This is a genomic window from Pseudomonas cichorii (genome assembly GCF_019719005.1).
GTDB classification, from domain to species: domain Bacteria; phylum Pseudomonadota; class Gammaproteobacteria; order Pseudomonadales; family Pseudomonadaceae; genus Aquipseudomonas; species Aquipseudomonas cichorii_E.
Genome location: NZ_JAIGPJ010000045.1, coordinates 15,996 through 28,862, shown reverse-complemented (window position 1 = coordinate 28,862; position 12,867 = coordinate 15,996). Strand labels below are relative to the sequence as shown.

At 59.0% G+C, this 12,867-nt stretch carries 12 protein-coding genes; 2 read left to right on the top strand and 10 right to left on the bottom strand.

All coding sequences use genetic code 11. The features are described 5' to 3' along the window. Positions 1–8 precede the first annotated feature (8 nt). From K5D32_RS23385 to K5D32_RS23350, 8 genes are all read right to left on the bottom strand, one after another. Positions 9–1,361, bottom strand: a complete 1,353-nt coding sequence (locus tag K5D32_RS23385) for a sodium:proton antiporter (RefSeq protein ID WP_221601976.1) — start codon at positions 1,359–1,361, stop codon at positions 9–11. A 143-nt stretch (positions 1,362–1,504) separates the two neighbouring features. Beyond that, complete coding sequence (locus K5D32_RS23380) at positions 1,505–2,557, bottom strand: ABC transporter substrate-binding protein (RefSeq protein WP_221601974.1); 1,053 nt, start codon at positions 2,555–2,557, stop codon at positions 1,505–1,507. Next, positions 2,554–3,738 carry an FAD-binding oxidoreductase gene (locus K5D32_RS23375; RefSeq protein ID WP_221601972.1) on the bottom strand — a complete coding sequence of 395 codons (1,185 nt, stop codon included), beginning with the start codon at positions 3,736–3,738 and terminating at the stop codon, positions 2,554–2,556. The genes K5D32_RS23380 and K5D32_RS23375 overlap by 4 nt, the downstream gene beginning before the upstream one ends. Beyond that, the gene (locus tag K5D32_RS23370) at positions 3,735–5,114 is read right to left on the bottom strand and encodes an NAD(P)/FAD-dependent oxidoreductase (protein WP_221601970.1); all 1,380 of its coding nucleotides are present in this window, start codon (positions 5,112–5,114) and stop codon (positions 3,735–3,737) included. Before K5D32_RS23370 ends, K5D32_RS23375 begins: the two co-directional genes overlap by 4 nt. Then, entirely contained in the window at positions 5,111–5,401 is a 291-nt protein-coding gene (locus K5D32_RS23365; RefSeq protein WP_221601969.1) for a (2Fe-2S)-binding protein, read from the bottom strand. Before K5D32_RS23365 ends, K5D32_RS23370 begins: the two co-directional genes overlap by 4 nt. A 24-nt stretch (positions 5,402–5,425) precedes the next feature. Continuing rightward, positions 5,426–6,220, bottom strand: coding sequence for an ABC transporter permease (locus tag K5D32_RS23360; RefSeq protein WP_221578574.1), 795 nt, complete (start codon positions 6,218–6,220; stop codon positions 5,426–5,428). A 3-nt stretch (positions 6,221–6,223) separates the two neighbouring features. After that, the gene (locus K5D32_RS23355; RefSeq protein ID WP_221601967.1) at positions 6,224–7,096 is read right to left on the bottom strand and encodes an ABC transporter permease; all 873 of its coding nucleotides are present in this window, start codon (positions 7,094–7,096) and stop codon (positions 6,224–6,226) included. Then, a complete protein-coding gene (locus K5D32_RS23350; protein WP_221601965.1) occupies positions 7,093–8,121 on the bottom strand; it encodes an ABC transporter ATP-binding protein in 1,029 nt (342 codons plus the stop codon). Before K5D32_RS23350 ends, K5D32_RS23355 begins: the two co-directional genes overlap by 4 nt. Positions 8,122–8,366: 245 nt before the next feature. On the opposite strand from K5D32_RS23350, the gene K5D32_RS23345 reads away from it, so the two are divergent. Continuing rightward, positions 8,367–9,200 carry an IclR family transcriptional regulator gene (locus K5D32_RS23345; RefSeq protein ID WP_221578577.1) on the top strand — a complete coding sequence of 278 codons (834 nt, stop codon included), beginning with the start codon at positions 8,367–8,369 and terminating at the stop codon, positions 9,198–9,200. Between the two features lie 90 nt (positions 9,201–9,290). Next, a complete protein-coding gene (locus tag K5D32_RS23340) occupies positions 9,291–9,671 on the top strand; it encodes a RidA family protein (protein WP_221578578.1) in 381 nt (126 codons plus the stop codon). Between the two features lie 175 nt (positions 9,672–9,846). Here K5D32_RS23340 and K5D32_RS23335 read toward each other — a convergent pair whose 3' ends face one another. Next, complete coding sequence (locus tag K5D32_RS23335; protein WP_221601964.1) at positions 9,847–11,043, bottom strand: HD-GYP domain-containing protein; 1,197 nt, start codon at positions 11,041–11,043, stop codon at positions 9,847–9,849. A 74-nt stretch (positions 11,044–11,117) separates the two neighbouring features. Then, complete coding sequence (locus K5D32_RS23330) at positions 11,118–12,740, bottom strand: methyl-accepting chemotaxis protein (protein ID WP_221601962.1); 1,623 nt, start codon at positions 12,738–12,740, stop codon at positions 11,118–11,120. Positions 12,741–12,867: the final 127 nt, after the last annotated feature.

Below are 12,867 nucleotides of genomic sequence, written 5' to 3'. Positions count from 1 at the left end.
GACTGGATCTATGGCTTCTTGCTACTGCCTGCCGAGCGGCGTTCATAATGCTCCAGCAAAGGCTGGATGCTAATGCCATGTAGCAGGATACTCAACGCAACCACCGACAGCGTCATGCCGATGGCGGTATGCACTGCATCTTGCGGCAAACCATGGGTCAAGGCAAAACACAAGTAATACAGACTGCCGATTCCGCGTATGCCGAACCAGCCCACTAGCGCCTTTTGCCGACGGTCCAGCAGGCGTCTGCCCATCAGCAGCCAGACGCTGGCCGGACGAATGATGCAGAACAGCGCCAGGCCAAGGCCGATGGCCCGCCAGTCCCAGTACAACGCCAGCGCCGCCCCCAGCAGGGTAATCAACAGTACCTCCATGGAGCGTTCGATCAGACTGCCGAATGCCAGCATATCCCCCATCATGATCCCGGCCGCCAGCTGTGATTCAGTCAGGTCCTCGGCTTCGGCCACTGTGGCCTTTTCCTGATTGGCAGTCATATGGCCAATGACCGGTTGGGCCACATGCTCGGAGGGTAAATGAGATTGAGTGATGCGCGCTTCGGCCTGTCTCAAGCCGAATCCTGCAGTGAATACCGAGAGAAAACCAAAGGCACCTGCGCCTTCTGCCACCACGTAAGACAAGGCAATCAAGGCCAGCGCCAGAAAGTCATTGGGTGAAGTGGTGCTGTCTGAATTCCTGATCCGCAGGAAGATCATCAGATGCCCGACGCCACGGCCCATGCCGTAGCCGATCAACATGCCGGCCGGCACGCCCCAGACCAGACTCTTGAGTGCCCAGTGCTGAATCCATCCGGCTTCCAGCCCGCCATTGTTCATATACAACAAGGCAAAGATCACGAACGGGAACGCCGTGCCATCGTTCATGCCCGCCTCACCGGAAAGCCCGAAGCGCAGGCGGTCCTGATCCTGGGCATTGGTCACCTGAACCAGTCCGGCCAGCACCGGATCGGTGGGCGAAAGCATGGCACCCAGCAACAACGAAATGCCCCATGACAGACCGAACAGGTAATGTGCAGCCAGACAAGTGCCCGCAATGGTGGCGAGCATCACCGGGCCTGCCAGCCAGTATGCCGAATGCCAGGCCTTGCTGCGCAGCGGCTGACGCAACTTGATCCCGGTATTGAACAGCGAAAACAGCACCGCAACCTCGGTCAGACGCTCCAGCCAGTGTCTGGCTTCCTGAACGTCCAGCTTCAGGATCTCCAGCCCCATCGGCCCGATCACGAAACCGAACGCCAGACACACCGCCGACGTCGTGACCGGCAGCCAGCGAAGGAAGGATGATGTGAGTGCCAGCAGCATCAGCAACGCGCCGAGCACGGTCATGCAGATAGTGAAGCTCATGGAGTCACGCCCATCGCCATATCGTCCTTAAAGTAGGGCGCATGAGGGTGTGACTGTGGGGTGGCGGGTTAGTTGAGGGAATCTGACAGCGGGAGGCGCGAATGAGTGGTGCGGGACGCCAGCGCACTCATTCGCGCTGAGTTTCAGCGCTCTATGCTGCGACTCCAGCGTGCATTCCACTCGGGTCGAATCTGGTTGACCTGATCCCAGTCGATGGTCACGGCGGTCTCCAGATATTTTTTCATGGCCTGGACCTGGTCGCGGGTCTTGTCGGTGGTCGGCGTATTGGGGTTGGACGGAATCTGGTCGCCAAGTTCCAGGGCCGGAGCCTGAGCTTCTGCGGTCAGCAGGTAGGCTGCCAGCTTCTGGGTCAGTTCCGGCTGGTTGTTTTTGGCAATGGCGCATTCCGCGACGTTCAATACCACGGCACCTTCCTTGGGTTGTGCATATTCCACGGGGACACCCTTGATCTTCAGGGCCGTGACCTGAGTCGGTGTCAGGGGAAAGAGGGCAGCCTCGTCGGTCTGCACCATCTCGGAGATTTTTGCCGAGCTGGCGATGTATTCCAGCACATTGGTGCCAATGGTTTTCGGCCAGGCCTTGAAGCCGGGCTCGACGTTGCTCTCGGTGCCGCCCTGGATACGGTTGAACATCAGAAAGCCATGCAGGCCAAAGGTCGAGGATGCCAGCGACTGGAACACGACCTTGTCCTTGAAACGCTTGTCGGCCAGATCCATCCAGGACGTTGGGGCACTCCAGCCTTTTTCCTTGAACATGCGGGTGTTGTAGGCCAGGCCTGTCACACCCAGGCTGACAGCGGCAGCCTGATCCTTGATTCTGGCCTGAGGGGGCAGTTCATTTAGTGGTGCGCTGGGTTGCAAGGTGTCGCACAAGCCCATGGAAATGGCGCGATACATGATGCCGTCATCCAGAAAGATCAGGTGCATCTGCGGATTGTCCTTGCTGGCCTGAACCTTGGCCAGGATGTCCGAAGAGGTGCCGGGCACGATCACGACCTTGACGTTGTTGGCCTTCTCGAAAGCCGGCAGCACATGATCGGCATACAGGCGCTCCATGGTTCCGCCGTTCATGCCCAGGTACAGCGTCTTTTCGGCCTGTACAGCCGGCGAAGCGAGCAGGGCGGCGAGTGGCAGGCACGACAAGCCTGAGAGTGCGATACGTTTGGCAATCTTCATTTGGGCGACCTTCCTCTGTGTATTGGAATGACGTTGCTGGCAAGTGCAGGGGCAATGGCTGGAGTTTCCGGAGTCTGGAAGCGGCCAATGGAAAAGGCTTCGATGGCAATCGTTGAGCGACCCTGGCAGACCCATTCGGCCAAGGCTTCTCCTGCTGCCGGACCAATCTGAAAGCCTGCTCCGGCAAAACCGAAACCGTGCAGCAGGCCGGGTTGGCGCAGGCTGGGGCCGAGCACCGGTTCACGGTCGGGCAGGTAACCCTCGGTGCCGCTCCAGGTGCGGATAGCGTGGGCGCCAGCCAGTGGCGGGTAGAGTTCGACGGCGTTGCGCAGGATGTCCAGAATCGCCGCCTGGCCCGGTCGCGCGCGTAGCGGGTCCTGGGCGAATCCCTGACCGCCGCCCAGGATGCAATTGCCTCTGGCCACCTGTCTTGCATAGATACCGCCGCCTTCGACTCCGGTGCTGACATCCATGAACATGGGCAGGGGTTCGGTCACCAGCATGGCGGGATATCCCGAATACATGGGCACGGGTTCACCGAATTGCGCAGCCAGCGTACCTGCCCATGCACCGGCGCAATTGAGCAGCCATGGGGCGCGCAATTGCAGGCCATTGGCAGTGCGGACGATGAACGCCTGGCCGTCATGTTCCACATCCATGACCTGAGCCTGCTCGAAGACCTGTGCGCCCGCCTTCTGTGCCGCGCGGGCGAAGGCTGGCGATACCAGGCGCGGGTTGGCATGCCCGTCGTCCGGGCACAGTGAGGCGCCTACGGCGACATCACCGGCCCAGGGGTAGCGAGCCAGTAACTGTGCGCGATCAAGCAGTTGCAGGCCCAGGCCATAGGCCCGGCTGGCTTGTTCGTAGGCGCGCAAGGCATTCATGTCCTGTTCGTTGCGGGCCAGTTTCAGGTGCCCGGAACGCACGTACTCACCGTCACTGCCGATCAGCTCATGCAGGTCACCCCATAGTTCGTGGGCCCGCTGTGACAGAGGCAGTTGGGACAATGGCCGTCCCTGGCGCCTGACGCCGCCGTAATTGACTCCGCTGGAATGCGAGCCGCAGAAATCACGCTCCAGCAGGGCAACCCGCTTGCCCTTGAGTGCCAGCATAAGGGCGGCAGATGCGCCGACGATACCGCCGCCAATAATCAATGCATCGGTTTCCATGAGGCGGCTCATGTTTCAGTCTCCAGGCCGAACGGCAACGGTTTGATCGGTGCCTGGCCACGCAGTCGACCAATGTCGTCCAGCCTGCGATGGCTTTCCCGGGCAATGAGTTCTGCCGCAGCCATGCCACACATGCGACCCTGGCAACGCCCCATGCCGACCCTGCACATGGCCTTGACCCGATTGATCTCCCAGTGGCCTTCTTGCACTGTGGCTCGGATCTCGCCTGCACTGACTTCTTCGCAACGGCAGACGATGGTTTCGTCAGGTACGTTGGCGGCCCATTCGGCGGGGAACGGGAAGGCCGTCTCCAGCCCCTGACGAAAGTGTTCGATCTTCTGCAGCTTTTTTTGCAGGGTTGAGATCCGACTGCGGTCTATGCGGTGGCCGCTGTCTTCAAGCAGGCTCAGCGCTGCCAGCTCCCCGGTCATTTCTGCCGCATCGGCGCCCATGATTGCGGCACCATCACCCGCCAGATAAACGCCTGCGACGCTGCTGCGTCCTGCATTGTCGCGGTTCGGCAGCCAGGCCCGGTTCTGCGGGCTCCAGCTGAATGTGCAGCCGAGCATATCCGCCAGTTGGGTTTCGCTGCGCAAGGCATGGGCAAAGGCTACTGCATCGCACGCCAGTTGCTTTTGCTGGCCCTTGTGTTGCCAGCGCACGCCACTGACGCGCTTGTCACCTTCGATACGCTCCAGCGTGGCGCCCTGGTGTACCGCGATGCCATGAGCCGTCAGCCATGCGCGGTAATAAAGGCCTTTGGCAAATGTTGCGGGTTGATGCAGCAGGGCAGGCAAGGCCCGGCATTGTGCAGCGAAGGGCGCGCTATCGAGCACGGCCACGACTCTGGCTCCGGCTTTTGCGTATTGATAAGCCACCAGATAAAGCAGAGGACCACTGCCACCCAGCACAACATTTTCGCCGATGGCGCAGCCCTGATACTTCAGGGCGATTTGCGCAGCGCCCAGGCTGTAGACACCCGGCAGTGTCCAGCCCGGAACGGGGAGAATGCGATCCGTCGCACCGGTGGCGACAATCACTCTAGAGAAGTCGATATGCCCGGCATGACCTTGACTCAGCGTATCGAGCCGACCGTTTTCGGCATTCCAGACCAGTGTCTGCGCACGATAGTCGATGCTGTCGGCCAGATCGTCCATGGCCTTGTGTATTGCAATCGCCTTGCCCGCTTCAAAGCCGTACAGGTCCTTGGGTGAGCGCTTGAAGTTCTCCGGCTGGCGGCGATAAATCTGCCCGCCGCCGCGCAGGCCCTCGTCGATCAGGCAGGGTTTTACGCCATGCTCGAGCAAGGTCTGCGCTGCCCGGATTCCGGCCGGGCCGGCACCGATGATGACGACCTTGCCGAGGTCGGTTGCGGTGTCCGGGTTCATGACTGGCGCCCCGGTTCGCGACTGACAATCTGGCCGGCTTGCAACAGGGTCGAACAGGCCCGGACTCGTTGCCCGTCTCCCAGGCGTACCCAGCACTCCTGGCAGGCGCCCATCATGCAGAACCCTGCACGGGGTTCTGCACTGAAATCGCTGCCGCGCAGATGCTCGCTCGCCGTCAGTACGGCAGTCAGCAATGTATCGCCTTGCAAGCCGCTGGCGGGCTGGCCATCGAGGGTGAAGGGCAGGACCGGGCGGTCGAGTTCGACCAGTCGTTTCAGCAATGCCATTGAATATGCGCTCCGGGCCTGAGGTTAGTGTTTGCCGACCAGTACGCGATCCAGGCCGTAGACCCGGTCGAGCAGAATCATGGCGGCGGCGGTCAGCGCAATGACCAGTGCCGAGACGGCGGCCATCATTGGGTCAATGGATTCGGTGGCGTAGACGTACATGCGAACCGGCAGTGTCTGTGTGGCAGGCGAAGTAACGAAGATCGACAGGGTCACCTCGTCGAAACTGTTGATGAATGCCAGCAACCAGCCGCCTGCGACGCCTGGCAGGATCATCGGCAGGGTGATCTGGCGGAACAGCGTGAAGCGGCTTGCACCCAGGGACTCGGCCGCCTGTTCGGCACTGCGGTCGATGCCGATGGCTGCGGCGATCACCAGTCGCAACACATAAGGGGTAATCACCACAACGTGGGCCAGGATCAGCCATGTAAAGCTGCCATTGACTCCCATCAGCGCAAACAGTCGCAGCATTGCCACACCCAGGACCAGATGCGGAATGATGATGGGCGACAGGAACAGCGCATTGAGGAAGTTGCGTCCCGGGAACTCATGGCGGGTGATGGCCAGCGCAGCAGGCACGGCAATCAGGGTGGCCAGCGTGGCAGAAACGAAGGCCAGCATCAGGCTGTTATAGAACGAGTCGATGAAGTCCGCCCGTTCGAAAACGGCCTTGAACCAACGCAGCGAGAAGTCGGTGGTGGGCAGGCTCAGGGTGTTTTCCGGGGTAAAGGCCACCAGGCATACAACCACCAGTGGCGCGAGCATGAACACCACGACCAGCGTATGAAATGACAGGGCCAGAGGACCGTTCTTGGACATGAATCATTCCCCCAGGGATTTTTTATAACGGCCTTCGATCATGCGGTTCCACGACAGCATGATCAGCAGGTTCACCAGCAGCAGAGCCACCGCGATGGTCGCGCCCATGGGCCAGTTCAGCTCCGAGAGGTACTGGTCGTAGATCACCGTAGCGACCATTTTCAGGCGTCGGCCACCCAGCAGGCCGGGGATTGCGAAGGAACTGGCGGCCAGCCCGAAGACAATCAGGGTTCCGGACAGCACGCCCGGCATGACTTGCGGCAGAACCACCAGGCGCATGACTTTGGCCTGGCTTGCACCCAGCGACAGGGCTGCCTGTTCTGCTGCCGGATCGAGCTTCTGCAGCGAGGTCCAGACCGGGATGATCATGAACGGCAGCATTACATGCACCAGGGCGATGATGACGGCGAACGGCGTGTAGAGCAGCTTGACCGGGCGTCCGCCCATGGCCTGGATCATCTGATTGATCAAACCGTCGGCACCCAGTAGCAGGCTCCAGCCAAAGGCGCGGACCACGACTGAAATCAGCAGGGGAGTGAGGATCAGAATCAGGAATATCGAACGCCAGGGCGTACCCATTCGACTGAGAATGTAGGCTTCCGGCACACCGATCAGCACGCAGAGCAGGGTGACCAGCGCACTGATCCAGAAGGTGCGCAGAAAGATTTCGTAGAAGTACGAATCAGTCAGGACGGCGATGTAGTTGGCCAGTGTGTAGCTATCGCTTTTGACCCCGACCTCATAGTCGAAGACGTTGAACGACAGCACCAGTGTCAAGCCAAGAGGCAGAATCAGCAGGCCGATGAACAGCGCCAGTGCGGGCGCTGACAGCCAGTAGCCACGCCCGCCCTGACGCATTTCCTTCAGCGGGTTCATGGGCGTACCTCATCGGTATCGAGTACGCGCAGCAGTTCGGTCTGCCAGTCCATGCCAACGGCTGAACCTTCCGGCAACGGCGGCTGGCCATCGTTGCGACGCACCACAGTCAGTTCGCCAATCCCGGTTTCAATGCGATACAGCCATTGGCTGCCGAGAAAGTAACGGGTGATGATCCGACCTTGCAGGCGGCCTGTGCCCGGTGCTGTCAGGTCGATCTTTTCCGGGCGCAGGCTCAGGGTCAGGGCACCATCACCGCCAGCCACCCGCACCTGAGGCAAGCCGCCTTCATCCAGATCCCCCGACAGCATGTTGGCCTTGCCGACGAAGCCGGAAATGAAGCACGTGCGTGGGTGTTCGTAGAGCTTGTAAGGCTCGTCGATCTGGGTAATACGCCCGGCCTGCATGACGACCACCCGGTCGCTGATGGACAGCGCTTCGGCCTGATCGTGGGTGACCATCAGCGTGGTGATCCCCACTTCATTCTGGATGCGCCGGATCTCGAACTGCATTTCTTCGCGCAGATTGGCGTCCAGGTTGGACAGCGGTTCATCGAGTAACAGCACGGGTGGCTCGATGACCAGCGCCCGGGCCAGTGCGACACGCTGACGTTGCCCGCCTGAAAGCTCGCGAGGATAGCGAGCGGCATGCTGACTCAGGCGCACCAGCTCCAGGACCCGGCTTACCCGGCGCTGGATATCTGACGTGGGCACTTTGCGCATGCGCAGGCCAAAGGCGACATTGTCGGCAACGCTCATGTGCGGGAACAGCGCGTAGCTCTGGAACACCACGCCCAGGCCTCGGCTGCTGGGCTTGGCATGAGTGATGTCGCGACCGTCCAGCACAATGCGTCCGGCGCTGACTTCGACAAAGCCCGCGATCATTTGCAGGGTGGTGGTCTTGCCGCAGCCTGAGGGGCCAAGCAGTGAAACGAACTCGCCTTTCTCTACCGCCAGGTGGGTAGCGATGACGGCATCAATGGAGCCGTAGCGTTTTGAGAGTCCTTCAAGCTGGAGAAATGCCATGTCTGCTTGCACCTTGTTCTACGTGCGCGCCGAAGCACGCGTTTATCGTGGGCAGATGCGAAGTGAGATCATGCAGTTGCGTGGACGTGGTGCTCGCTCTGTGTCGGCTACCGATGATTGTTCAAATCGCCCTTGTGGACTGAGAGTAGGACGAAGGCTAGGATTCACTCAATGGAGAATTTCACTGAATAACATCTTTTTTTGAATTTATTCATCCAATGAATTTAATGCTTGGAAAATGGACAATGAATTCCACTGATCGGAATGAAGAATCAAAAGAAGTCGGTACAGGCGCTGTTTCCCGGTTGTTTGCGGTACTGCGGTGTCTGGGCGAATGCCCTGAAGGTGGCGAACGGGTCACGCAGCTTGCTCAGCAAGTCGGTCTTTCCCAGCCCACGACTCATCGCTTATTGCGCAGTCTCATGGAGGAAGGGATGGTCGAGCAGGATGTGCTCAGCAAGCGCTATCGATTGAGCATCGAATTCTTCGCCCTGGCGGCCAAGGCCGGTAATGCCGGCAATCTGCGCGACCTGGTGAGGCCTGGCTTGTTGAGGCTGTCGGCGTCCCTTGGGGATTCACTGTTTCTGCTGGCGCGCAGCGGTTTTGATGCCATCTGTCTGGACCGCAGCGAAGGACCCTATCCCATTCGTACCTTCACCGGCGATATCGGCGGGCGTGTCGCATTGGGTGTGGGGCAGGGCAGTCTTGCGATCCTGGCCTTCCTGCCAGAAGAAGAGCGCGACACTGTCATTCGCTACAACCTGCCACGGCTCAAGGATTTCCATCTGTACGACGAAGTCTTCCTGCGCTCGGAAGTCGAAAATGTCAGGCGTCAGGGGTATGCCGCCCGTAATACCGGGGCCTTGCCCGGTATGGCAGGACTTGCCGTCCCCATCCTCGACCGAAATGGCCGTGCAGTAGCAGCGTTAAGCGTGGCGACCATCAGCGACCGGCTGGGGCCGGACCGGCTCATGACCGTTGTCGAACTGCTCAAGCGCGAAGCCAGCGCCATCACTGCAAAGATCAACCCGTTTGATCCTTCCCTGAGACGGCCAAGTCAGGTGTTCGGGCTGGGGTAGAGTATCCATGCAGTTTTTTGAAGCGTGTAAACTGCCGCGCGAAAAGGCGTGACACTACGCGCCAGTCTTACTACTGATCAAGAGATTCCCATGGCAAACCAGGACATCACCTTCACCCCCGATCCCGACGCCACATCCATTTCTTCCGACGTTGCCGGTTTCGGTGGCTTGCTGGTATCCACCCAGATCCCGACCCGCGCTGATGGCAGTCTGGAACTGGGCGGTATCGTCGAGCAGAGCGAGTGCACCTTGCAGGCCCTCAAGGTCGCGCTGGAGCGTGCGGGCAGTTCCATGGATCGGGTATTGCACCTGACCATCTACCTCACTGACATGGCTGACCGTGCTGCATTCAACGATGTCTACCAGCGTTTCTTCGCCAAGCCCTGGCCAGTGCGTGCTGCGGTTGGCGTGGCGGCATTGGCGGTAGAGGGCATGCGCGTTGAAGTAACGGCGATGGCCGCCAAGGGTTAATACCGATCAGTTACGACATACATATCACTTGTGGGAGGGGCCTTGGCCGCGACGACCCAAAATGAGGGCAACACATTTTCAGTGTCTTCAACATACTGTCGCGGCCAGGGCCCTTCCCACGGATTCTGAGCACAGTCTCTGAAGCGATCGAGAGGGCATTTATTTGCGGAAGGCTTCAATGCGCCACGCTTTCAGGCGAGCCCGCCCACAAATGGTCCAGATCCTTGAAACCCCAGGTTTTCGCGCATTCACGGCTCACGATTCTGTCCTCGCCCACCTGGGTGGCGAGATCTATCAGGGTATGGGCAATGGGCATCTTGCACAGGGCCGAGTAGAACACCTTGACCTTGGGTGTCAGCAGTGAAGCCTTGTTCTGCTCCATGACGATGCCCAGGTTGCCGCTTTCCAGGCGTACCAGTGAGCCCACCGGGTAGATGCCGACGCATTTGACGAAGGCCTGGAATATCTTCTCGTCGAAATGCCCGGTCCACTCGGCCATTCGGCTGATGGACTCTGCCGGGCTCCAGCAGGCTTTGTAGGGACGGTCGGAAGTAATGGCGTCGTAGACGTCGCAGATGGCGCCCATACGTGCAAACAGGCTGATCTGTGAACCGGCGAGCCGGTCGGGATAGCCGCTGCCATCGAAGCGTTCATGGTGGTGCAGGCAGACATCCAGCACCCGGGGGCTGAAGTGTTTGCTTTCGCCCAGTAACTGGCAGCCGATTTCCGGGTGCTTGCGCACGATTGCAAATTCTTCGTCGCTGAGTTTGCCGGGCTTGCCGAGAATGGCCGCAGGTATCGCCAGTTTGCCGACATCGTGCAGCAGGCCTGCCATGCCGGCTTCCTTGACCAGGCTTTCAGGCAGTGCCAGTTGACGTGCCAGAGCAATCATCAATCCGCCCACCGCAACCGAATGCATGTAGGTGTATTCATCCGCCGTTTTCAGGCGGGCCAGGCTGAGCAGGGCATCGGGATGACGGGCCAGGGAGTCGGAAATATCGTCGATCAGGTCACCCATGTCTTCAAGTTCCGCGATCCTGCCCATGCGCACATCGCTGAAGATTCTGACAACGGCGGCTTTGGAACGGGCGCAAAGCTCCCGGGCGTAGCCGATTTCTTCTTCCAGCGCGCAAGTCTGGTCCTGGCCATCGGTTAGTGAAGGGGCCTCTGAGAGGCTGACAGGTTGTATATCAAGCCCCCGGCTGCCATCGATCCACAGTCGGGTGATGCTGGAGTTGCGGATGCGTTGCAGATCGCTTTCATGCTTGAGCAGAAAGCTGCTGGTCCAAAAGGAGTGGTCGGCGCGCAAGCCGCACAGTTCGTGGACATACATGCCGAGGCGAAGCTCGGTGACGGGAATGTGTTTCAGCACGATAAATACCTGCTTTGGCTTGATCGTGAATCAGCAGAACATTCATCCCTGTAGTGTTCAGACGAGTTCGATAGTTAGACAGAGAACCGGGAAACCAGTCGGTTCAGATCGACAGCCAGTCTTGAAAGCTCCTGGCTTGCAGTTGAGGTCTGATCGGCAGCCGAAGAGCTTTGCACCGACAGGTCCCTGATGCTTACCAGGTTCTGATCGACGGACCGCGCTACATGGGCCTGTTCTTCGGAAGCCGTAGCGATCAGCAGGTTGCGTTCGTTGATCTGGGAAATGGCTGTGGTGATTTCCTTTATCGCGGTTCCGGATTCCTGGGCGATCAGCAAGGTGGCATCGGCCTCCTCACTGCTTTGCTTCATGGACTGCACAGCCAGAGTCGAGTCCTTCTGGATGCTCTGAATCATCTGCTCGATTTCCTGAGTCGAGGATTGAGTGCGATGAGCCAGTGCCCGGACCTCGTCGGCAACCACTGCGAAGCCACGACCCTGCTCACCGGCACGGGCTGCTTCGATGGCCGCATTGAGTGCCAGCAGGTTGGTCTGTTCGGCAATGGCGCGAATGACATCCAGCACCTTGGTGATGTTCTGGGCCTGATTGGCCAGCCCTTCGACTTCTGTGCTGGTGCGGTCGACTGTAGAGCTGAGTTTTTCGAGTGCATTTATGGTCTTGCTGACGCATTCCTGTCCGGTCTTGGCCGAGCGTTCCGAGGCCTGGGTGGATTCCGAGGCGGACACCGCATTGCGGGCGACCTCTTCGATAGCGGCTGTCATCTCATTGACGGCAGTGGCTGCCTGTTCGGTTTCCATGGACTGACGCTGGATGCCATTTGTCGATTCCTGAGTGATCGAGCTCATTTCTTCTGCCGCCGAAGCCAGGAGGCCGGAGGAGTCGGAGATATGCTGGATGGTACTTTTCAGGCTGGCGAGCATGGTTGCCGTTGCACTTTGCAATTCGGTCAGTTCATCGGCACCGGTAATTTCTACTTGGGTACGCAAATCACCTTCGGCAATGCGTTTGGTGGTTTCAAGCAGAGCCTTGACGGGGCGTGCAACGCTACGGGTAAACACGGTTGCGACCAGTACAGTCAGGATAACGGCGATAACAATAAAGGCGATGGTGACGGTCAGTCCGTTTTCATAAGCCTTGTTTGCCGTGTCACTCGATTTTTCAGCGCCTTTGACATTGACCTCTATCAAAGCCTCTATGGACGATTGCAGTGCCTTGGCCTGTGGACTGCTGGTGTCACGGATAAAGATGAATAGTTCGTTATTGGTCTTGGTCTTGCTGAGTTCCATCAATTCGTCGATCTTGGCGGTATAAGCCTGGACATTGGCTTTGACCTGACGATAAGCCTGTTCTTCGGTATCGCTGGATACCATGGGAGCATAGCTGTCGGTTATCTGAATCAATGCGTTTTTCAGAGCCTTCAACTTGTCGATGGAAGCGCTGCCCTGTCTTTCTTCGTCCATCACGAACCGCCGGGCATCCAGGCGGTAGAGCAGGCCAGCGCTTTCGATCTTGCCTGCCTGCCTTACGCTGGGCAGCAGGTCGGTCTGAAACTTGCTCACGGCGCCATGCAGGCTGTTCATCTTGTAAATGACAGTTGCCCCCAACCCTGCAAGAAGCAGGCAGATAATGCCGAAACTGAGAAAGGCGCGGGTGTTCAATCGGATATTTCTTGTTTTCATTTTTGGATCCTCTTTGCTCAGCATAGAGCAGCAGCCAACATCAATCGCATGGCAACGTGATATCACTGTAGGTGCTGTGATGTGAAAAAAATATAGTGAGTGCAGAAAACTTTTATTGCGTAAAAGC

Bases quoted from the DNA above. Each gene is read 5' to 3' on its own strand.
- K5D32_RS23330 (WP_221601962.1), bottom strand. From the start codon at position 12,740: ATGAAAACAAGAAATATCCGATTGAACACCCGCGCCTTTCTCAGTTTC.
- K5D32_RS23345 (WP_221578577.1), top strand. From the start codon at position 8,367: ATGAATTCCACTGATCGGAATGAAGAATCAAAAGAAGTCGGTACAGGC.
- K5D32_RS23380 (WP_221601974.1), bottom strand. From the start codon at position 2,557: ATGAAGATTGCCAAACGTATCGCACTCTCAGGCTTGTCGTGCCTGCCA.
- K5D32_RS23340 (WP_221578578.1), top strand. From the start codon at position 9,291: ATGGCAAACCAGGACATCACCTTCACCCCCGATCCCGACGCCACATCC.
- K5D32_RS23385 (WP_221601976.1), bottom strand. From the start codon at position 1,361: ATGAGCTTCACTATCTGCATGACCGTGCTCGGCGCGTTGCTGATGCTG.
- K5D32_RS23370 (WP_221601970.1), bottom strand. From the start codon at position 5,114: ATGAACCCGGACACCGCAACCGACCTCGGCAAGGTCGTCATCATCGGT.
- K5D32_RS23375 (WP_221601972.1), bottom strand. From the start codon at position 3,738: ATGAGCCGCCTCATGGAAACCGATGCATTGATTATTGGCGGCGGTATC.
- K5D32_RS23360 (WP_221578574.1), bottom strand. From the start codon at position 6,220: ATGTCCAAGAACGGTCCTCTGGCCCTGTCATTTCATACGCTGGTCGTG.
- K5D32_RS23350 (WP_221601965.1), bottom strand. From the start codon at position 8,121: ATGGCATTTCTCCAGCTTGAAGGACTCTCAAAACGCTACGGCTCCATT.
- K5D32_RS23355 (WP_221601967.1), bottom strand. From the start codon at position 7,096: ATGAACCCGCTGAAGGAAATGCGTCAGGGCGGGCGTGGCTACTGGCTG.
- K5D32_RS23365 (WP_221601969.1), bottom strand. From the start codon at position 5,401: ATGGCATTGCTGAAACGACTGGTCGAACTCGACCGCCCGGTCCTGCCC.